The organism is Mesoflavibacter sp. CH_XMU1422-2 (assembly GCF_037029245.1).
Lineage (GTDB): Bacteria > Bacteroidota > Bacteroidia > Flavobacteriales > Flavobacteriaceae > Mesoflavibacter > Mesoflavibacter zeaxanthinifaciens.
The window spans coordinates 1-20,847 of sequence record NZ_JAYMEE010000033.1; the positions used below are offsets into that span (position 1 = coordinate 1).

Below are 20,847 nucleotides of genomic sequence, written 5' to 3' on the forward strand. Positions count from 1 at the left end.
TAGTCTCTGCGTATATCATAACCTTATTCCTCTCTTTGGTTCTTTATGATTAAATGTTAAAGTTAATAGATTGCTAACTTAAGTCGTATAAATTCAATTGCGGTTGAATTTCCTTTCGGAAATTCAAACCTATTTACTAAATTAGTACCTAACTTAAAATCCTGCGGATTTTAAGCCGCAACTGAAATTTATACACAAACGTTGGCAACAAGCTGAAAGACATCATCGAAAAGATAATTGACCATATAAGAATTAAGGATTTATTTTGGATTCATATAAGACCACATTTATGTAGTTTTAGCTTTAAAGGAATTCCAGAGGATTTGCATTTTACTTTTGCAAAAAACAGTAAATCCGGAATTAATTTCCACATAACAAAAAATATAGCAGACTCTCAAAACCCAAAGAAAAAACCATTCATTCCAATTTTAGAAATTGATAAGGAAGTTATTACATCTGATTTAAGTTCATTATTTATAAATATGATTTTTGGAATGTTTAAAGAAATTGACATATCTGAAAAATCTAATTTTTCTTTCTTAAGTTTTGATAGTTTAAATAAAGACAAAACTTTTGGAGAAAATGATGAAGACTTATTTAATTCATTTAAGGAAGTTTCAAAAATAACTCGAAAAACAAGACTCAAAGTTGAACAAGGTTGGACTGACAAACTTGTGGAATTGACTCAATCTGAAAAAATGATTGGCTTGATTAACGAAAACACGAAAGAAATTGAGAAATCGGAAATTAAGGAAATTGACGGTGGAATTTTAATGAACGAGGATAAATCATTGACAGTTATTAAAATTTACGACAAATGGTATGAATTATCAACTGACATAAAACCAATTGAAATGTTTAAGCGAGTAATTGATGAACGACTTGCTAAATTCATTTGGAACAACATTAAACGTTCAATAATTATATTGAAATCAGTAAATTCTTGGAAAGAAACTGAAAATAGATATAAACCGATTGAAATAATACTAAATAAATAAAAGCCAGTTGCCAACAACGTGTAAGCGCAATAACGGCTGAATTTCCTCGCGGAAATTAAGAAACCCTTATTTATAAGGGATTTCAATTAAAAAGGCAACAATAAGGCAACAAATATTTGATTATAAGAACTAATCAAAGGAAAGAAATAATAGATAAAATTAGGAACTTATTAAACGATAAAAATAAAACCGTTCGTGTAGAACGGTTTTATTATTTAAACATCAACCGTTAATTAGCTGTTCCAGAGCCTAAATAAACGCTGTTTGACACAATACTACCATCTGCTGTAGTAAATGCCATAAAAAGCTCAACAGTATCTCCTGCATAGGTACTTGGAATTGTAATGATTTGTGATCCTACAGTTCTATCAGCACCATCAAGAATATACATTGATTCTTTTTTACTTGGATTGTAAACTAAAACCATTGCTTTATCGGTTGCATTTGCATTACCTTCAGCAGAGTTATCATCCCAAGTAAACTCAACTTGTCCAGCAGTTGCTAAATCTGTTGCAGGGTTTAACGCTCCTGATAAGTTACCTCTACTTAATAAAACTAAAGCATAATCTACAGTAAAGTTTGGTGCAGCTCCTGTAATAGCATTATTCAATACATAAGACATTGCAGCATTAAACTCTGTTTTTTGCACCGCATAAGACTTATATCCCTTTTGGATAAAGCCTAAATTTGGTTGAAGATACTCCAAAGTAACAGTAAACTTGTTTCTTTGGTTAACTTGCCCCTCTGTTCGTGGATTTGCCACGCTTGAAGGTTTGATTCTCAAGTAGTCAATACCCTTCCAAGAAGCACCGACTACGTTTCCTACTTTTCCTGATACACCGCCCAGGATTCCTTGTGAAATAACACCCATTGTATATAAAATTTAAAATTAATACTTGTTCGAAGTTGGTACGGACTTGGTACGGTCTTTAACCAACACAAGTAATATATGGCAAATACTATGCTAATAGATTGATTTGGTTTTTGTTGCCCTTTGTTGCCCGATTTTGCTTTTTAGAAAATAGATTTTGTATGTATGACACTTTTAAATCTGCCATTTTTGAAATTACTTTTTGAAGTTGAGCTTCTTTTTTACAAATTGCTGACACTATATTAATATCCTTTTGTAACTCAAATTCATCATTTAACAACGAGGTGTAACTGTTTTTTAAGGTGTTTCGGCAATCATCTATTGAGATAAACGGAATAACACTACCTTTTAAATAGTAAGCGTAAAAACCGCCAATTTGCAACATCATAGATAAATGAAAAAGCGTGTTTTTTTCTGCTTCCGTTTTTGTGATTACTACAAAACAGTTAGGACAAGGATTTGAGAGCGGTTTCCCGCTGTTAAGTCCTTTGTTTAGGATAAAAAAATGAGGGTTCGAGTAGGTTCTTCCGATTTGGTGTGTTTTTAGTTCAAAAGTTGACATAGCTATCCAATTTAAAATTGCTTCGCTACGCTTCGCACCATTAATTTTTTAAAAGAAAAACAATAAAAAAAGAAAGCCTAATGCTCTTGTGGCGTGGATAAGGCTGTCAAGGTTTTTGGATAAAAGTTTTTTTAGATTAATTGTTTAATGATTGTGAAAAATGCTTTTGAAAAAAGTTTTATTCAAAACCCGTAGGGCGTGACCTTTATAGCCTTGCGCGTTGGCTGTGGTAGCCACATATATTTGCTACCTTTTTTTTATTTATTTTCTGTTGTTCTAAAACATCTAATATGTCTTGTTTTTTATAAAAAATTCTATTGCCGATACGAATTGGATTTAAAATGCCGTTTTTATTCCAGGAATGTATTGTAACTAAACTTATTTTTAAATAATCGGCTACTTTTTGTCTTGTTAGGATTTCATCATTTTGTTTTTTAGATAATTCTTTAAGGTAGTTTTCAATTTTAAACATTAGTTTATCTGCTACCGCATCTGCTAATTCATCTATTGTAACCTCTGTGATTTGGATTGTTTTTGTAATCATCTTGTTTTCTTTTTAGTTAATTGATTTCCAATTTTTGGGGCATAAACTCTTAAAAAAATAGGTTACAATACGTATTTGAGCATTGGATGAAGCGGTTGTATGGGTAGCGTTTTAAATAGTTGTTTGATAAAACAGCATTTAAACAAGCTACTTATACAGGACTTTTAGGCAATAGCTTTTTGTTTTTTTGAGGTACGAGAAAAAGCAATATGCTATGGCGTATTACTACATTTTATGAACCTATTTTTTTAAAACCGCTGACTTGGGTGGTGGGGAAAAGTGGTCTTTTATATTTGTTAACGAAATGAAACAAACAAAGACTTGAGGTAAGGAATACTTGGACTTAACGATGGTTTTGTGCAGCTTGAATAAGGTAACGAATATGCATCATTTTAAGCTAAATTTTCATATGGCTATTGTTTCAGTTTAGTTCGGATTTTTATTAAAAGTTCGGATGTGAGCGTGGGAAAAGCGGCTATTTTACATAATGGCGTTATAACTACAGCTTTGGTGATGCGGTGGGTGTAGCGGCTGCTATTATAACTACCCGTTATGTAAACATAGCTTGGGGTAGTTTTTGGTGTGAGGGATGGCAACAGCTCTTTGCTTTTTTATTGTACTACTTTTAAAATATAATAGCAAATAAAATAAGCAATGTGCTGTGTGAGGGTTGGCAACCAAAAACTACAAGTGCGGTGGATAGCGGAACAAAACAAAAGACAGAGGATTTTGAGGTACGAAAAAACTGGGTTTTGGGTTGTGGGGACAATTACCAACTCATTCGTTGTAATCTAACTGCATTTAAAATTGCTAATAATGCTACTCCTACATCTGCAAAAACTGCTTCCCACATTGTAGCTAAACCACCTGCTCCTAAAATTAAGACAATGACTTTAACACCAAAAGCTAAAATGATATTTTGCCAAACGATTTTTCGTGTGGAACGACTTATTTTAATGGCTCTAACAACTTTTGAAGGTTGGTCGGTTTGAATGATAACGTCTGCTGTTTCAATAGCTACATCACTACCCAAACCACCCATTGCAATTCCAACGTTACTTGCTGCTAAAACAGGCGCATCGTTTATACCATCCCCTATAAATGCTACTTTATTTTCAGGATTCTTTTTTAAAATTTCAACTTCGTTTAACTTATCTTCTGGTAATAAACCACCTTTAGCATTTTCAATATTTAGTTCTTTAGCGACTTGTTGAGTAATGGAATCTTTATCACCAGAAAGCATCATAATATTTTTAATGCCTACTTTGTGTAATGCTGTAATTGTTTCTTTTGCATCTTCCTTTAATTCATCTGCTATGACTACATAACCTGCAAATTGATTATCGATTGCAACTAATACTATCGATTCTACAATAGATTCCGTTTCCGTTGGAACATTTATATTATTCGCAGTCATTAAGGCTTTATTTCCTACTAAAACTGTTTTACCATTTACAATGCCTTTTAATCCTTTACCTGCAATTTCAGAAATGTCTTGTGCTTCAAAATCTTCTCCTTCTGCTTTATACTCTAAAATGGCTTTAGCAATTGGATGTGTGGATTGTTCTTCCATCGCCATCAGGTACTTCATAAACGTTGCCTTTTCTAATGTTATGGGTTTGATTTCCTTTATTTTGAATACCCCGTGAGTAACGGTTCCTGTTTTGTCCATTACTACCGTATTCACTTGGGTCATTGCATCCAAGAAGGATGCACCCTTGAATAGAATACCGTTTCGGGATGCTGCACCCAACCCACCGAAGTAACCCAGGGGAATGGAAATCACCAATGCACAGGGACAAGAAATTACCAGAAAAATCAAGGCCCGGTATAACCACTCCTGAAATACGTACCCGTCCACAAAAAAATAAGGTAAAAACGTTAAGCATACTGCTAAGAAAACTACGATAGGAGTATAGATGCGTGCAAATTTCCTTATAAACAGTTCGGTCTTTGATTTACGTGCTGTGGCATTTTGCACCATATCGAGAATTCGAGTAATGGAACTATCCTTAAATTCCTTGGTGGTTTCCACTTCTACAACACCTTCTAGATTGATGCTCCCGGCAAAAACCTTGTCTCCTTTGGCAATGGTGTCGGGTTTGCTTTCCCCCGTAATCGCTGCGGTATTGACCGATGCTTTTTTAGATAGCAATTGGCCATCTAAAGGGAACTTTTCACCTACGCGCACTTGTATTTTTTCTCCAATTTCAACGGTCTCGGGATCGACCGAAACATAATCGCCGTTCCGATACACCACGGCCTCATTAGGACGTACATCAAGAAGCGCCTTTATGTTGCCCTTTGCTCGTTTTACAGCTGCGTTTTGGAAAAGTTCGCCCACGGCGTAAAACAGCATTACGGCCACACCTTCCGGGTATTCCCCAATGGCGAACGCCCCTAAGGTTGCGATAGACATTAGGAAGAATTCGGTAAAGAAATCACCGTCCCTGATACTTTTCCATCCCTCTTTTATAACAGGAAAACCAACGGGGATGTAGGCTACCGCATACCAAGCGATTCGTACCCAACCTTTAAAAAACGGAAAGGCATCAAAGTAATCAATAGCAATTCCCGCTATCAACATCACAAAACTGAATATGGAAGGGATGTATTCCTTAATGCTCAGTTGTGATGAAACCTTATTTTCAATTGAAGGATCCTTGAGGTCTCTTAGATTTAGTTTTTTCTTTTTCATATATGTTTTATTTTAAAATAGTTTTAGAACAAAAAATACCATTGTCAATAGATAGACGATATAGGCTGCATCGAACGCGAATATCTGCCATCTGCTAAAACCGTGAAGTTCCTTGCTTTGATGGACAAAAAGGGAGTACAAAAGCGGCATCAGTCCAACGAAGGCAAGATTCACCCAAAACAACTGGAAATCTTCGATAGGGGTAGTAACCAGCGCCAACGGGAAAAAGGCGACCGTCATCGTAACAGCATTATCTGCGATAACACTAGTGGTGCCTGCCGTTACTTCGCCTCCTTTCACCACGCTCCAGGTCTTAAATATTTCAGGCGCGGTGGTCATTATACCCGTGATGAACAATCCCCCAACGATTTCAGAAATATTCAGGGCCGAAACAATATTTTCTGTTGCCTTAACAATAAAAAAAGCACCCACAGCTATGGCCAGGGCCCCGGCCACGGATAACCAGACTTTCTTTTTGTCCCATTCTACTTTTTCGCCCTTTTCCCTGCCTTTTATAATGGCATGCGTTAAAAAAGCAGCATAGGCAGCCAGCATAATATAGCCATCGATGGGTTGTAATCCACGCCAGGCTTTGGGAAGGGTTAGTATAGCTACCAAAGCAATGATTGCCAGGTAGGGGATGGACAATACCGAAACAGAACGTTTGTTCAGAGCCAGTAGGTTGGCATCCAGATGTTTTTGGTGTTCCTTATTATTTTTAAATTGCTTTCTGGAAGCGAAATAGGCTATGCTAACCATCAACGGAATGGAAATTATATTGGAACCCAAAAGGTTGCCCAGACCAATTTCCGATACTCCCCGGGCTGCACTGGTAACGTTTACAGCTACCTCGGGGCTGGCGGTCACAATGGCAAGGAGAGCTGCTCCTGCAGAAGCTGTAAGCCCCCATTGCTTACGGAGCATCTTTAAAGGCGTCAAGAGTTGGTCCGCACCCCAATGGGCAGCCCAAGCTGCCAATCCCAATACTACTACCAAAAGCCAAACGTTCATAACTAATCGTTGTTTATAATTTTTCTGTTACCCTCAGTATATTTCAACTTTTTATTTTCCGATATTTTCTGGTCTTTTTTTTGTTGGCTTTGAAAGATCAGGAGTAAAATCACTCCCGTGCTAATCCAGACATCTGCGGTATTAAATACAGGGTCAAAAAAAGTAAATTGATTACCTCCCCAAAATGGCAGCCACTCCGGAAGCCTTGTATCAATAATGGGAAGGAACCACATATCCACGACATTGCCATTTAAAAATCCAGCATATCCACCCCCTGACGGGAATATTTCTGCAACGTTTTGTACTGCCGGATCACTTTTTTCAAAGATCAGTCCGTAAAATGCACCGTCAATCAAATTACCCAATGCACCTGCGTATATAAATGCTGCACAGATTACAAAAACCTTTGCATATCCTTCACGTATCATCTTTTTGATATAAAAAGTCCCCCAAACAATGGCGGCCAGCCGAAATAGGATCAAAACAAGCTTGGCCAGATATCCCTCCCCAAACTTAAAGCCCCAGGCCATTCCGGGATTTTCCAAAAAATGCAAGCGAAACCAATCCAGGCCAAATACGTAGTACTCCTCGCCATAATAAAAATGGGTCTTCACATAAATCTTTATGGTCTGGTCTATTGCCAACAACAGTAAAATCAATAATGCTACACTACTTTTATTCATAATTTCCTATTGTTTCCCAACGTCTTGTGCAACATATATTTGCATTATTTAGATAATTTTAAAATTCTTATGGCGCCCCGCATTACAAACGTGAAGACGATGCCGCCAATCACCAAATCGGGCCATTTGCTATTCAGAAAATAGACCAGTACCCCTGCCACTATAACCCCACCGTTTACAATAATATCATTGGACGTAAAAATGGCACTGGCCTGCATATGGGCCTCCTTACTTTTAGCCTTGTTTATCAACCAAAGCGAAATAAGGTTCCCCAGTAGGGCTAAAATGGAAACTACAATCATCCACTGGAACATTGGTGTTTCACTACTGGTAAAAAACCTTCTTAATACCTCTGCAAAACCAAGTGTTGCCAATGCCATCTGAAAATACCCGCTGAATTTTGCGACCTTCTTTTTTCTTGAAATGGCACCGCCTACCGCGAATAGGCTTAGCGCATATACGATGGAATCTGCCAGCATATCCAACGAATCCGCCACAAGTCCCATAGAAGAGGAAATCCAACCTGTGGTCATTTCGATAACGAAAAAACCAAAGTTGATGCCCAAGACCCACCAAAGGATTCTTTTTTGTTTGGATTGGTCTTCCATTACGGGTGGTTCGGCTTCTGTGGTTCCCTCTAAAGAATCCCCAAGGTTTAAACCGGCTATTGATGTTTGTATATCTTCAATGCCATCCACATGATATACTTCCAATTTCCTGTTGGGAATATCAAAATCCAAATATTTCACTTGAGCATAAGATTCCAACTTCATCCGGATCATCTGCTCTTCCGAAGGGCAATCCATTTTGGTTATCTTAAATGTTGTTTTCTCCATTATCTCTTTTTTTATTTTTAATATTCGTTATAATAGTTGTCCTTTATCCGGATACAATTGTTACAAAATCCTTTTAGCAGCAGGTTTACTTCTTCTGCCTGAAACCACTCCGGCAAAGGCACTTTTGCTCTTCATCTTTCTCCCATTTACCAATGTATGTTTCCCAGTAGCTCTTTTGAATTTTTAGGAACCCCCGCAGGCTATCCGGTTTCATCAAAGACATAGACATTTCATTTCTTTGCCTGTATGCTGAATTATTCAGTGTCTGGACACCCTTCTGGAGGAATAATGTTTTTTGCACTCTTTTAGGAGCAGCGTCTTTTCGCTGAAACTTTTCAGTGTCATAGAAAACCTCCGCGGCTTCTTTTCCACTCATGCAGATCGTTTCCTTTAACATCAAACGGGTTCTAAAAATATCGGACCAAAGCTTTTGACGCTTTTTCTGAATAAATTCATAGCCGTCACGAAGTAGCGTCAAACTACTATCGATGTTTTTGTCTTTCGGAATAGTTCTCATGCTCTTTACATTTTTAAAATATTTATTTTATTTTTTAGACCATAAACTTAAACTTAATACAAACTGATTTAAGTCTTATGAAATGATTAAAAACTGCCTAATCCGATTTTACAATTAAATTAAGGCCGTTAAATATGCAACGCTCTGTCTTCGGTGGCTGCCAGACAGGCCTCTTTAAAGGTTTCTGAAAAAGTTGGGTGCCCGTGGGACATCCTTGCAACATCTTCGGCAGATGCCCTGAATTCCATCGCTACCACCGCTTCGGTATAGCTGTCTGCAATGCGTGGCCCTATCATATGCACTCCCAATATCTCATCAGTTTCTTTATCTGCGATTACTTTTATGAAGCCGTCGGTGTCCATACTTATTTTCGCCCTTGCGTTGGCCTTAAAAGGAAAAGAGCCTGTTTTAATACTTCTTCCTGCTTCTTTCAATTCTTCTTCGGTTAAGCCTACCCCGGCCACTTCGGGCTGGGTATAAACAATATTAGGAATAAGCGAATAATTGATATGTGGCTTTTGATCTGCTATCCTTTCGGCTACAAAAACGCCCTCTTCACTGGCTTTATGGGCAAGCATTGCCCCTCGGATTACATCCCCAATGGCATATACACCCTTGACATTGGTTTCAAGGTTCTCATTTACCGTTACCTGTCCTTTCTCATTGGTTTCCACGCCAATGTTTTCAAGGCCTAAATTGGCGGTGTACGGTTTCCGGCCAATGGCCATAAGGCAATAGTCGCCTTCTAAATTCATTTCTTTTTTATCGGACAGGTTTTCCGCTTTCAATTCAACTTTGTTGTCCGTTGCTGTTGCATTGGTCACTTTATGTTCCAAATAAAACTCAATTCCCTGTTTTCTTAGGGAACGATGCAATTGATGTCCCAGTGCGCCATCCATAGTGGCGATGAGGCTATCAAAATATTCCACAATAGACACCTTAGAGCCCAGGCGGGCGAAAACAGAACCTATCTCAACCCCGATAACGCCTCCACCAACGACCATTAAATGCTCGGGAATTTGGCCTAAGGCAAGGGCTTCGGTAGAAGAGATGATCCGCTTTTTATCGATTTCAATATTGGGCAGTGAAGCGGGTTTGGACCCTGTGGCAATGATGATTTTATCGGTTGCTATGGTTTCCGTTTTATCTTCGCCCTTAATCTCAATCGTGTTTTTATCCCTGATGGTACCGTGACCTTCATATACGGAAACCTTGTTCTTTTTCATCAGATACCCAACGCCATTGATGATTTCCTGTACCACATCCTGAACCCTTTGGTTCATTTTTTTGATATCGACATTGGCTTCTTTTACATCAATCCCAAAATTTTCGAATTGATGTTTGAGTTTGTAATAATGCTCAGAGGCTTCAAGCCAGGCTTTTGACGGGATACAGCCCACGTTAAGGCAGGTGCCGCCAAGCGTGCTGTACCTTTCAATAATGGCTACTTTTAATCCTAATTGGGCGCAACGTATAGCGCTTACATACCCGCCAGGGCCAGAGCCTATAATTGTTACATCATATTTTTCCATATTCGTAAATTTTTTAATTAAATAAGGTGGGGGAAACCTTAAGCTGACCAGGGGCGCAAGGGTTCAGTTTTAAGGTACTCCCACCTATTATTTTTTACTACAATTTTTACATACCCCTTTTAATACCAGGTTCAAATCGTTTATTTCATAATCGTCCGGCAAGTTTTGTTTCGATATTCTATCCGGCAAGCAAATAGTTTTTCCGCAAACGGTACAATGAAAATGCATATGTAAATCTGTACCGTATTTACCTTTGGCCTTTTTATCGGAAATTGCAAATTTTGCCACTCCTGTCCCTTCATTAATCTGATGAATTAGCCCTTTATCTTCAAAAGTTTTTAGGTTTCGATAAAAGGTAGTTCTGTTTGCCGTTTTGTTTTTTTCGCTTTTAGCGATAAAGACTTTTTGCATTTCGTTTAAACTTACTGCATAGGTCTTCCTATTGAGGTATTTGTGAATTTTCAACCTCATTTCAGTGGGACGTATCCCTTTTGACGATAATTTTTTTTCCGTTTTTGTCATTTTATATTCTTTCGAAAAACAGTCTAAGTCCGGATCTAATCTTTTTTATAAGCCAAAAGCCTTAACGCATTAAAAACCACCAGAAGCGTCGAACCTTCATGGATTACTACAGCCACTCCAATATTTGCCAAGCCGAATATGGTTGAAGGTATAAGCAGGGCCACAATACCAAGGCTAACCCAAAGGTTTTGCCTGATAATCGCCTTTGCCTTCCTGCTTAAGCCTATGGCAAAGGGCAGGGTTTCCAACTTATCGGCCATTAGCGCAATATCCGCCGTTTCCAAGGCTACATCACTTCCCGCAGCACCCATAGCTATGCCTACAGTGCTGTTTGCCATGGCAGGGGCATCATTAACGCCATCGCCCACCATTGCCACCTTGGATTCCTTTTCTTTTAATTCTTTTATAGCATCCACTTTTTCTTCCGGCAATAGGCTCCCCCAGGCATCGGTCAATCCTATTTCTTCTGCTACAGCGTCTGCTACCTTCTGGTTATCTCCGGTAAGCATGATCATTCGTTTAATGCCGATTTCTTTTAATTTTTTGAGGGTTCCCTTGGCGGCTTCACGAGGGGTATCCATTAATGCAATGATGCCTATATATTCTTCATTTTTTCGTATAAGCATTGTTGTATTTCCACCACCTTCAAGACCACGCACTTTCGTAGCTATTTTTTCGGAAGGTGTACTCTCATCAAGCCCTTCGTACAGGTCGAGGTTACCTATATAGATTTTATCATTGCCAAACGATGCTTTAATCCCTTTACCCAGAACTGCCTCCAAATTAGAGGCATTTGGGATTTCCTCGCCTTCCAGACGCTCTTTTCCATCACGAACTACAGCTTTGGCCAGGGGGTGATCACTCAAACTTTCCACAGCTACTGCTATTTTGAGAAGTTCGTTTTCAGATATATTTCCAAGTGGCACCACTTGGGTAAGTTTTGGCTTTCCTTCCGTTAGAGTTCCGGTTTTATCAAAGGCGAGGGCGGTAATAACCCCCAGGTCCTCCAGAGGGCGCCCTCCTTTAATTAATACCCCGCCACGGGCAGCTCTGGCCACTCCACTCAATACAGCACTTGGGGTCGAGATTGCCAACGCACAGGGACTTGCAGCTACCAGTACCGCCATTGCCCGGTAAAAGCTCGCACTAAAGGGTTCGTCAATAACTAAAAAAGCGAACAAAAGAATCCCGACCAAAATAAGGACGGACGGCACAAAATATTTTTCAAATTTATCGGTGAGCAACTGGGTAGGTGATTTTTGGGTCTGGGCCTCGTTAACCAGTTTCACCAATCGGGAAAGCGTTGAATCTTTGGCTGCTTTGATCACTTTAATTTCCAAAGTATTGTTCCCATTGATCGTTCCAGCAAAAACGCGGTTTTCATCCTTGATATCATCTTGCGCCGAATAATCCTTGTCAACATCTTCTACGGGAACTTTATCTACCGGTACACTTTCCCCGGTAATCGGAGCTTGGTTGACACTGCTTTTTCCGTTGACCACAACGCCATCGGCAGATATTTTACTGTTCGGCTTGACCACGATAATATCGCCTATACCCAATTTTTCGATACCCACCTCTTCGGTTTTGCCATCTTTTTTGAGCAAAGCTGTTTTTGGTGCGAGATCGGCAAGGGCCGCTATGGACTTTCGGGCCTTGTTCATTGCATAGTGTTCCAGGGCGTGGCCAAGGCTGAACAGGAACAGCAAGAGTGCACCTTCGGCCCATTCTCCCAGAACAGCGGCACCTATGGCGGCCACCAACATTAAAAAATCGATTTCAAAACCACCTTTGGCAACGGTCTGTATGGCCTCTTTTGCCGTAAAGTAACCCCCAAAAAAGTAAGCACCTATGTATAAAGTAAGACTGACCCAATCTGGGATGGATGCAACATAGGAAAGTCCGAAACCTATCCCGAGAAGGGCGCCGCAGATAATAGAAAAAATAAGCTCCGTATTTTTACCGAAAATCCCACCGTGGGCGTGCCCTTCTCCTTCCTCGTGGGTCTCGCCCTCTTTGTGCTCGTGCCCCTCTGTGGAAGTTTGTTCTTTAGTATCTTCCTTCTTTGAACGCTCCTGTTTTTTGGATGCTTTGGTGTAATCATTTTCGTTTGAAGAACTCCGCTGAATCTGAAGGTATTCTTTTTCAATTTGTTTACTTATTTCATCAAAATTCGTTTGCTTTTTATCAAATTCAAGTCGTACCATTCCAGAGCCTGAAACGGAAACTTCCAAAACTCCATTGATTGCCAAAAGGCTTTTCTCGATGGAACGAGCGTGCCTTGTATGTCTAATCCCCTCAACCTCTAAAAGAAGATGACCATATTTTTCTGTAATTTCTGCCCCGGCATTTTCCGCCAAAGATTGAATTCGGTCAATAGAGATAATGTCCGGATCATAATGAAAGCACAGTTGCGGCACCGTATCTTCCTGATCATCTACTATATGTACTTTTTCAAGACCCTCTTTGGCCTCTAATTCAGCAATGAGCCTTTGCACACAAGTGTCTTTTTCATTTGGCACCTGAGGTAGCAATACCGGAATTTTTAGTTGTAGCTTTTTCATATCCCTATTGGTTTAATATCCATCTTTTAGCTTCTTCCTTTTCGGTAAAGTCGAAATATTTAACTTCCGAGCTTGTAAAAAAATCAGTGGCTTTAGCAGCCCATTCCTGCCATTCTTTTTCACCCACAAAGGCCATCTTTCCATAATCTGAAATATGGGCGGTATCAACTTTTAAATCTTCCCATAAGCCTTTGAGATCGTAGCCCTTAAAGTTAACTAGTTCAAAAAAGAAATTCACCTTATTTCCATTTTTGACAATATTATGTATCAAAGGATGGATTTTCTCTATATCCTCTTTAGTAATCTTACCGCTTATTGAAGCGGATATCAAATTGCTTTTTTCGACATTTTTGATTCGTATCATTGTTTTAAGTTTTTATGAGCAGATTGGTCTATGTTATATTTTAGCTTCTTTGCTTTTTGGCATTTTACACATGCCCCCTTCAAAACTAAATTTACTTCGGTTATTTCGTATTTGTCAGGTAAATTTTCCTGTGGAACTTTATTGGGCAAACAGAAGGTTTTGCTGCAATTCATACAGTGAAGGTGTAAGTGTAGATCCAGCGAATTCTTATCAGAATATGCATATTTTGCGGTAGCCGTACCGTCATCAATTTGATGTATAATCCCTTTCTTTTGAAATAATTTTATACTCCGATAAATTGTTGTTCTATCTCGTGTATGTTTACTTTTTTTAACGAAAGCCGTTTCTATTTCCCTTAATGTTACAGCATAAAACTTTCTTTTGAGATATTTATAAATAAATAATCTCATTTTGGTAGGTCTAATCCCGTTGTTTCTAAGTGTTTCTTCGGCTTTGGTCATCTCATAAAATTAAACGCCACTACATTTCTCACATATTCCCTTTACTACCAGATTGATATCCTCTGCCACATAGCCTTCGGGCAGGTTTATCTGAGGGATTTTGTGCTCTGTAAGGCACACGGTTTCCCCGCAACTATTGCAATGAAAATGTAAGTGAAGGTCGTTTCCCACCTCACATTCACAATTGTCTTCGCACAGGGCATATTTAATGATGCCGGTGCCATCCTCAATTTGATGCACGATTCCTTTTTCTTCAAATGTCTTCATAGTACGGAAAAGCGTACTCCTTTCCGAGCTTTCGAAATCCTTTCCAAGGTCGCCTAAGCTAACGGCCACATTCAGTTGTGCCAGCCGTCTATAGGTCATCAAGCGCATTGCCGTAGGGCGGATGCCTTTGCTTTCCAACTTTTTTACTATTTTTTCCATTTGCTATAAAAGTATTTAGGGGTCGTAACGCTTTATGGATTCCCCGGTTTTTATCTGGAAGGCATCTTCAATATCGGAAAGATAAATTATTCCGTCACCGGGTTCAGTTGTTTTTGCATTCTCAAGGATAATATCTATTGCTGATTGTGCTTCTTCGTTTTGACATACCAGTTCTAACTTTACAACCGGACTGTCTGTTACACGGAAATCTAAAGAAGGTGATGCGCCTTTTGCTTTAAAAGCCCCGGTACCTTCCCCCTGGGAAAGCGCGTCATACTTTTGAATCCACTTTCACTAAGGGATTCTATCACTTTTTGAACTCGTTTCGGTTTTATAAATGCTTTTATTTCTTTCATTGCTGTAATATTAATTTTAGTATTAAGGATGAACCCTCTGGAATTTTAATTAAGACAAACATTTAACAGAGAGTCCATCCATCTAATTTTTTTAATTTAATGACCATGGGAAGTCTGGCTTTTCTGCATTTCAGAAACCAGATAATAGGCATTATTATAGGCAACCAACGTACCTTCAGGCAGAGGCTCCAGCAGTTTAATTTCAACCCAACCATCTTCATTTATTCCCGTTCTAACCTGCACTGGTTTCAATTCCCATTCGGTTTCACCATCTTCCTGGTGTTTTTGGGCCGTAAAGATGTAGGGATTTCCTTCTTCTTCAATTATTGCTTCTTCCGGTAAGGCAGGAACAGCTTCTTCACCGGTCCTGATTTTTCCGTTTATATACATCCCCGGAATTAGAAAATCTTCTTTATTATCGATTTCTGCATGCACATGTACCGCTTTGGGGTTTTGTTCAAATTGTTTCCCCACTGAATAAATTTCCCCGGTTAAATTACTGCCTGGAACCGATTCCAGTGTAAACGCAATCTTTTGGCCTTCTTTCACCTTATAAATATCTTTTTCAAAAACCATTAGATCGGCATGAACATGTTCATTATCAACTACCATAAACATGCTGGTTTGCGGCTCCACATACTGTCCTATCTGCACCAGTACTTTTTCTATATAACCTCCAATTGGGCTTACTACCGGAATATATTCATATAATTCACCGTCTCTAACCTGGGAAGCATTTAGGTTTAACTGGCGCAATTGCGATTCGTACCCCCGCACTTCACCTTGTACAGACTGGTAATCTGCCTGGGTTTGTTGAAAAGATTTTCCAGATCCTACCTCTGCTTCATATAAACGTTTCTGTCTTTCAAATTCCTTTTCCAAAAATTGCATCCTGCTATATGCATTAATATAATCAGACTGCATTCTGGTTAAATTTGGGTGAGAAAGATAAGCCAGTACCTGACCTTTATTTACCTTATCCCCCTCAATAACCTTTATAGAAGTTATATTACCGCCTAAAACTGCCGTCACGGTAGCCTCATATTGTGGCGGCACTTCTAACTGGCCATTGGCTTCCACAATACCGGACAAAGCTTTTTTAGGTAAGGTATCTACTTTAATCCCCAGACTATTGAATTTCATTTCTGAAAGATGTACCGAACGCATCCCACCTTCTTCTTCACCGTGTTCTTCATCTCCTTCCTCACCGTGATTTTCACCTTCTTCGGTATTAGTAGTTGCAGTTTCACTGGAAGCGTCATCCCCTTCCTCAGGATTTTCTTTACATCCAAAGAATATGCTGAGCGTTAAGGCAAGCATTAAAATATTTATTGATCTTGTATTCATATCGATTTTCTTATTTTTATTTTTTATTTGAATTCTTAAGGTAATATTCCAGTTGGTAACGGCTGTCGAGATAATCATTAAAAGCACTCCAGGCATTTACCTCAATTCTAATGGCATCCCTTATATTTTGAAGGAAAGTTATATAATCTATAGCTCCCTCTTTAAATGCTAATACTGACCCTTCCTGTTGTTCCTGTGCTAAAGGAAGTGCTTCATCCCTATAATAATTCCATGAGTTTCTCCATTTGATATAGTCTTCACGCATATTTTTATAGGCGGTTTCCAGTTCGATTTTATCCTGATAAAAGTTTTGCTCTGCAATCTGTCTATTTACTTGTGCTTCCTGTGTACGGCCTAATTCCGGCCCAAAAAACAGCGGAATTTGAATTCCTATTTGATATTGGAAGAAACCCGATTGCCCGGCTATTTCCTGCCTACCGTACTGACCCTGAAATTTGGGCAAAAATTCAGATTTTCGTTCTCTGGTAACCGCTTTGGCAACATCTATCCTTTGTTCCGAAACCTGTAGCAACGGATGATTTTCAAGCGACTCTACCAGAAAGTTTAAAGGTTCGTCTAAAGTTTCAACAGGCAAATCTGGTACATCATAGATTGTGTCACTAACGAACCATAGGTTTAAACGCTGTATTGATTTCAGGTAATCTCGGTACGATTGTTCCAGCTGTATTTTAACCTCGTTCGCCTGGTTGGAGGTAGCAAGATATTCCAATTTGGAGGTGGCCTCTGTTTCATACCTGATTCTTGCAGCCCTTTCAATATCTTCAAAAATTGAATCCATTTTTCTATAAACCTGGAATGTCCTTTTAGTTGTATAAACCGAGGCCCAGGCCCTGCTTACTTCACGTTCAATTTCAATAGTAGATAACTCTAAGGCACTTTCAGCAAGGGCAACCCTTTCTTTCTGCAATTTTAACCGGGGGGCAATTCCAAAAATATCAATGCCTTGCTGTTGGACGCCAATTTGAGTATAGACCCCATCAGAGCCATCTCCTACTTCTTCTTTTCCTGTAAAGATTTGGGTATTTCCAAAATCATAGGCGGTTTTACGCAATACTTCCTCACTTTCAATTTCAAGTTGAGCAGCTTTTAATTGCGGAAAGTTTTGGATTGCCATTTCTTTAGCCTCTTGCAAACTAATAGTTTGTAAAGAATCCTGTTGTGAATATTCAGATGACATTGCATCAGATTGTGCATTTACAGAAAAGGTTCCGCCTAAAACAAAGCCAATTATCAAAATCGTAGCTAAAGATCGTGAATTGGAAGAACCAAGCTTGTTCTGTTCCTTTTTCTCCCGTCTCTTCTCTACAAATGTATAAAGGACAGGAAGAACCACCAGCGTAAGCAAGGTAGCCGTAAGCATACCACCTATAACAACTGTAGCAAGTGGTTGTTGAACTTCTGCACCGGCAGATGTGGAAAATGCCATTGGTAAAAAACCGAAAATATCTGTTGTTGCTGTTAACATAATGGGACGTATTCGTTCTTTGGTTCCTGTAAAAATTCTATCTTTTATACTGGTTACCCCTTCTTCTTTTAAGGAATTAAACCTGTTAATAAGCACCAGCCCGTTTAAAACGGCAACCCCAAACAATACAATGAAGCCTACACCAGCTGAAATACTAAACGGCATATCTCTTAACCAAAGAGCAAATATTCCTCCAATAGCCGCCAGTGGAATGGCTATATAGATCATAATTGATTGGGAAAAAGATTGGAGTGCAAAGTACAGAAGCACGAATATCAGAAATAGAGCGATGGGCACTACTATTTGTAAACGCCCTTTTGCTCTTTGAAGGTTTTCAAACTCCCCACCATAAGTAATGTAATATCCTGGAGGTAAATCTAACTCTTCATCCAATTTTTGCTGGATGTCATTTACCACAGATTCCACATCCCTCCCGCGGGCATTAACTCCCACATAGGTTCTTCTAAAGGTGTTATCCCTGGAAATTTGCATAGGACCCGGTACATAACTAATATCAGCTACTTCCTTAATCGGAACCTGGGTTCCATCCGGCAGATCTATATAGAGGGTACGTAAATCATCAATGCTTTGGCGGTGCGCCTCATCAAAACGTATTACCATATCAAACCGCTTTTCCCCTTCAAAGATCACTCCGGCCGTTCCTCCAGCAAAAGCTGCACTTATATAATCGTTAATCTTTTCAATGTCCAATCCATATTGCGCAATTTTTTTACGATTAAACCGCACCGTCATTTGTGGAAGACCAGATGTTCGTTCAGGGTTCACATCTCCTACGCCCGGTATAGTCTGTATTATTTCAGCCATTTTATCAGCTTTTTCAGCAAGAAGGTCTAAATCTTCACCATATAATTTTACCGCAACATCTTCCCTGACCCCGGTAAGCAGTTCATTAAAACGAAGCTCTACAGGCTGGCTAAAAACCAGGTTGACTCCCGTAAGTTCTTCATTAAGTTTCTCTTTGATCTTTTCTATCAATTCCTCTTTAGAACTTGCCGAAGTCCAATTATCCATATCCTTCTCTAATACAATAAACATATCGGCAATATCCATAGGCATTGGATCAGTAGGGATATCGGCAACCCCAATCCTCGCTACGGCGGTTTCTACTTCCGGGAAATTCTCAAGAAGGATATCTTCTATTTTTGTGGAAACATCAATTGCTTCACTCAAACCACTTCCAGGTCTTATTAAAGCCTGCATGGCGATATCCCCTTCATCAAGTTGAGGGACAAATTCCCCTCCCATTCTGGAAAAGATAAAACCGGCTACTATAAGTAAGACAACCGCAGACCCCAATACTATGAACTTCAATCTTAAAGCTCCTTTTAATAAAGGCATGTATCCTTTTTGAATCCCTCCAATAATTTTATCACTAACTTTTTCCAGCCAGCGTTCAAACTTTCCAAACCAGTTCTTTTTATTCTGAATTGGTTTCATAAATAAAGCAGACATCATAGGGACATAGGTAAGGCATAAGAAAATAGCACCTATCATGGCAAAACCAAAAGTAAATGCCATTGGCCGAAACATTTTCCCTTCTACCCCCGTTAGAAAAAGAATGGGCGCAAATACGATAAGAATGATAATTTGTCCAAAAAAGGCGGAACCCATCATCGTACTTCCGGCATCATAGGCTACTTCATCCATTTTAGCCTTATTAAATTTTATTTTGCCGGAACGCATCCGTTTTTGTATTTCATATACCGTACCCTCAATGATGATCACAGCACCGTCTATAATAATTCCAAAGTCAATAGCTCCCAAACTCATTAGATTGGCCCAGACATTAAATTGCTTCATTAATATAAAAGCAAAAAGAAGTGATAAAGGAATGGTAGTCGCTGTTATAAGTCCACCTCTTAAGCTACCTAATAGTATCACCAGGGCAAAAATCACGATTAAAGCACCTTCCAGAAGATTCTGGGTCACGGTACTCGTAGTTCTTTCAATTAAAACACTTCTGTCAAGGAAGGGTTCTATTGATAAACCTTCAGGCAAAGATTGTTCTACCGTCTCCATACGATCCTGAACATTTGCAATTACTTTATTAGGATTTGCACCTTTCAACATGAGCACCATACCGCCAACAGCTTCACGGCCGTCCTGGGTAAAAGCACCATAGCGTACCTGGCTACCAAACTGGACCTCTTCAGCTGCATCTCCAATTGTTACAGGTACTCCATTTTCATTCTTGATAACAATAGATTTTATATCATCTAGTGACCTGATTAAACCCTCACCACGGATAAAATTGGCCATATTATTTTTTTCTATATATGCACCGCCTGTATTAACATTATTTTTTTGCAGGGCATCGAAGACTTGGGAAATAGAAACGTTTAACGCATTCAGTTTTTCGGGATTAATGGCAATTTCATATTGTTTTATAGAGCCCCCAAATGAATTTACCTCTACTACACCTTCGACGAGGGTCATTTGACGCTTTACGATCCAATCCTGGATGGTACGCAATTCCGTAGGGGAATAAACAGTGTCATACTCTTTTTGGGGCTTTATCGTATATTGATAAATCTCACCCAAACCTGTAGTAATGGGCCCCATAGCGGGACTTCCAAATTTTTCAGGTATTTGGTCCCTGACTTCGTTCAGTTTTTCCTGAACCAGTTGACGGGGTTTGTAAATGCCCATATCGTCCTCAAAAACAATTGTAACCACGGAAAGGCCAAACCGGGAAACAGATCGTATTTCCGTAACCCCGGGCAGGTTCCCCATTGAGAGTTCTACAGGATAGGTTACAAATTGTTCAATATCTTCTGTTGCAAGATTAGGTGATTGGGTGATCACCTGAACCTGGTTGTTAGTAATATCTGGCACCGATCCCAGGTTGACGGTCATCATGGACCAAATACCCGTCCCTATCAGCGCTAAGGTAAGTAGTCCAATAATAAATTTATTATTAATGGAAAATGCGATTATCTTATTAATCATATAAATAAAAATTTAATTCAGTTAAAATTCTTGATAATAATTTTGTGCCTAACAAAATCTATCAATAGGACCAAGGATCTAGTATGAGAACCAGGATTT

At 39.1% G+C, this 20,847-nt stretch carries 18 protein-coding genes; 1 reads left to right on the top strand and 17 read right to left on the bottom strand.

Going from position 1 to position 20,847, the window contains the following annotated elements:
- Nucleotides 1-323 precede the first annotated feature (323 nt).
- Complete coding sequence (locus WA340_RS03875; RefSeq protein ID WP_336127368.1) at nucleotides 324-998, top strand: hypothetical protein; 675 nt, start codon at nucleotides 324-326, stop codon at nucleotides 996-998.
- A gap of 229 nt (nucleotides 999-1,227) precedes the next feature.
- Here WA340_RS03875 and WA340_RS03880 read toward each other — a convergent pair whose 3' ends face one another.
- From WA340_RS03880 to WA340_RS03960, 17 genes are all read right to left on the bottom strand, one after another.
- Nucleotides 1,228-1,869, bottom strand: coding sequence for a DUF6266 family protein (locus WA340_RS03880; RefSeq protein ID WP_336127371.1), 642 nt, complete (start codon nucleotides 1,867-1,869; stop codon nucleotides 1,228-1,230).
- Between the two features lie 88 nt (nucleotides 1,870-1,957).
- On the bottom strand, nucleotides 1,958-2,431 hold the full coding sequence (locus tag WA340_RS03885) for a DUF6943 family protein (protein WP_336127373.1): 474 nt from the start codon (nucleotides 2,429-2,431) through the stop codon (nucleotides 1,958-1,960).
- Between the two features lie 205 nt (nucleotides 2,432-2,636).
- Nucleotides 2,637-2,975 (bottom strand): helix-turn-helix domain-containing protein, encoded by a 339-nt coding sequence (locus tag WA340_RS03890; protein WP_336127374.1) that lies wholly within the window; start codon nucleotides 2,973-2,975, stop codon nucleotides 2,637-2,639.
- 769 nt (nucleotides 2,976-3,744) lie between these two features.
- Entirely contained in the window at nucleotides 3,745-5,673 is a 1,929-nt protein-coding gene (locus WA340_RS03895; protein WP_336127376.1) for a heavy metal translocating P-type ATPase, read from the bottom strand.
- A 12-nt stretch (nucleotides 5,674-5,685) separates the two neighbouring features.
- The gene (locus WA340_RS03900) at nucleotides 5,686-6,684 is read right to left on the bottom strand and encodes a sodium:calcium antiporter (protein ID WP_336127378.1); all 999 of its coding nucleotides are present in this window, start codon (nucleotides 6,682-6,684) and stop codon (nucleotides 5,686-5,688) included.
- A 2-nt stretch (nucleotides 6,685-6,686) separates the two neighbouring features.
- Nucleotides 6,687-7,367 (bottom strand): lipoprotein signal peptidase, encoded by a 681-nt coding sequence (locus WA340_RS03905; protein WP_009778866.1) that lies wholly within the window; start codon nucleotides 7,365-7,367, stop codon nucleotides 6,687-6,689.
- A 44-nt stretch (nucleotides 7,368-7,411) separates the two neighbouring features.
- A complete protein-coding gene (locus WA340_RS03910; protein WP_027885442.1) occupies nucleotides 7,412-8,203 on the bottom strand; it encodes a cation diffusion facilitator family transporter in 792 nt (263 codons plus the stop codon).
- An 85-nt stretch (nucleotides 8,204-8,288) separates the two neighbouring features.
- On the bottom strand, nucleotides 8,289-8,720 hold the full coding sequence (locus WA340_RS03915; protein WP_027885443.1) for a hypothetical protein: 432 nt from the start codon (nucleotides 8,718-8,720) through the stop codon (nucleotides 8,289-8,291).
- Between the two features lie 128 nt (nucleotides 8,721-8,848).
- Nucleotides 8,849-10,252 carry a dihydrolipoyl dehydrogenase gene (gene lpdA, locus WA340_RS03920; protein ID WP_298528474.1) on the bottom strand — a complete coding sequence of 468 codons (1,404 nt, stop codon included), beginning with the start codon at nucleotides 10,250-10,252 and terminating at the stop codon, nucleotides 8,849-8,851.
- Nucleotides 10,253-10,339: 87 nt separating this feature from the next.
- Nucleotides 10,340-10,774, bottom strand: a complete 435-nt coding sequence (locus tag WA340_RS03925) for a Fur family transcriptional regulator (protein WP_336127379.1) — start codon at nucleotides 10,772-10,774, stop codon at nucleotides 10,340-10,342.
- A 35-nt stretch (nucleotides 10,775-10,809) separates the two neighbouring features.
- The gene (locus WA340_RS03930) at nucleotides 10,810-13,338 is read right to left on the bottom strand and encodes a heavy metal translocating P-type ATPase (RefSeq protein WP_093026604.1); all 2,529 of its coding nucleotides are present in this window, start codon (nucleotides 13,336-13,338) and stop codon (nucleotides 10,810-10,812) included.
- Between the two features lie 4 nt (nucleotides 13,339-13,342).
- On the bottom strand, nucleotides 13,343-13,702 hold the full coding sequence (locus WA340_RS03935; RefSeq protein ID WP_027885449.1) for an STAS/SEC14 domain-containing protein: 360 nt from the start codon (nucleotides 13,700-13,702) through the stop codon (nucleotides 13,343-13,345).
- Nucleotides 13,699-14,163, bottom strand: coding sequence for a Fur family transcriptional regulator (locus WA340_RS03940; RefSeq protein WP_051191359.1), 465 nt, complete (start codon nucleotides 14,161-14,163; stop codon nucleotides 13,699-13,701). Before WA340_RS03940 ends, WA340_RS03935 begins: the two co-directional genes overlap by 4 nt.
- A gap of 9 nt (nucleotides 14,164-14,172) precedes the next feature.
- On the bottom strand, nucleotides 14,173-14,589 hold the full coding sequence (locus tag WA340_RS03945) for a Fur family transcriptional regulator (protein WP_027885450.1): 417 nt from the start codon (nucleotides 14,587-14,589) through the stop codon (nucleotides 14,173-14,175).
- A gap of 15 nt (nucleotides 14,590-14,604) precedes the next feature.
- Nucleotides 14,605-14,874, bottom strand: coding sequence for a P-II family nitrogen regulator (locus WA340_RS03950; protein ID WP_442920766.1), 270 nt, complete (start codon nucleotides 14,872-14,874; stop codon nucleotides 14,605-14,607).
- Nucleotides 14,875-15,041: 167 nt separating this feature from the next.
- Complete coding sequence (locus WA340_RS03955) at nucleotides 15,042-16,265, bottom strand: efflux RND transporter periplasmic adaptor subunit (protein WP_121665799.1); 1,224 nt, start codon at nucleotides 16,263-16,265, stop codon at nucleotides 15,042-15,044.
- Between the two features lie 43 nt (nucleotides 16,266-16,308).
- Nucleotides 16,309-20,748, bottom strand: coding sequence for a CusA/CzcA family heavy metal efflux RND transporter (locus WA340_RS03960; RefSeq protein WP_336127384.1), 4,440 nt, complete (start codon nucleotides 20,746-20,748; stop codon nucleotides 16,309-16,311).
- Nucleotides 20,749-20,847: the final 99 nt, after the last annotated feature.

Bases quoted from the DNA above. Each gene is read 5' to 3' on its own strand.
- WA340_RS03880 (WP_336127371.1), bottom strand. From the start codon at position 1,869: ATGGGTGTTATTTCACAAGGAATCCTGGGCGGTGTATCAGGAAAAGTA.
- WA340_RS03885 (WP_336127373.1), bottom strand. From the start codon at position 2,431: ATGTCAACTTTTGAACTAAAAACACACCAAATCGGAAGAACCTACTCG.
- WA340_RS03890 (WP_336127374.1), bottom strand. From the start codon at position 2,975: ATGATTACAAAAACAATCCAAATCACAGAGGTTACAATAGATGAATTA.
- WA340_RS03895 (WP_336127376.1), bottom strand. From the start codon at position 5,673: ATGAAAAAGAAAAAACTAAATCTAAGAGACCTCAAGGATCCTTCAATT.
- WA340_RS03900 (WP_336127378.1), bottom strand. From the start codon at position 6,684: ATGAACGTTTGGCTTTTGGTAGTAGTATTGGGATTGGCAGCTTGGGCT.
- WA340_RS03905 (WP_009778866.1), bottom strand. From the start codon at position 7,367: ATGAATAAAAGTAGTGTAGCATTATTGATTTTACTGTTGTTGGCAATA.
- WA340_RS03910 (WP_027885442.1), bottom strand. From the start codon at position 8,203: ATGGAGAAAACAACATTTAAGATAACCAAAATGGATTGCCCTTCGGAA.
- WA340_RS03915 (WP_027885443.1), bottom strand. From the start codon at position 8,720: ATGAGAACTATTCCGAAAGACAAAAACATCGATAGTAGTTTGACGCTA.
- lpdA (WP_298528474.1), bottom strand. From the start codon at position 10,252: ATGGAAAAATATGATGTAACAATTATAGGCTCTGGCCCTGGCGGGTAT.
- WA340_RS03925 (WP_336127379.1), bottom strand. From the start codon at position 10,774: ATGACAAAAACGGAAAAAAAATTATCGTCAAAAGGGATACGTCCCACT.
- WA340_RS03930 (WP_093026604.1), bottom strand. From the start codon at position 13,338: ATGAAAAAGCTACAACTAAAAATTCCGGTATTGCTACCTCAGGTGCCA.
- WA340_RS03935 (WP_027885449.1), bottom strand. From the start codon at position 13,702: ATGATACGAATCAAAAATGTCGAAAAAAGCAATTTGATATCCGCTTCA.
- WA340_RS03940 (WP_051191359.1), bottom strand. From the start codon at position 14,163: ATGACCAAAGCCGAAGAAACACTTAGAAACAACGGGATTAGACCTACC.
- WA340_RS03945 (WP_027885450.1), bottom strand. From the start codon at position 14,589: ATGGAAAAAATAGTAAAAAAGTTGGAAAGCAAAGGCATCCGCCCTACG.
- WA340_RS03955 (WP_121665799.1), bottom strand. From the start codon at position 16,265: ATGCTTGCCTTAACGCTCAGCATATTCTTTGGATGTAAAGAAAATCCT.
- WA340_RS03960 (WP_336127384.1), bottom strand. From the start codon at position 20,748: ATGATTAATAAGATAATCGCATTTTCCATTAATAATAAATTTATTATT.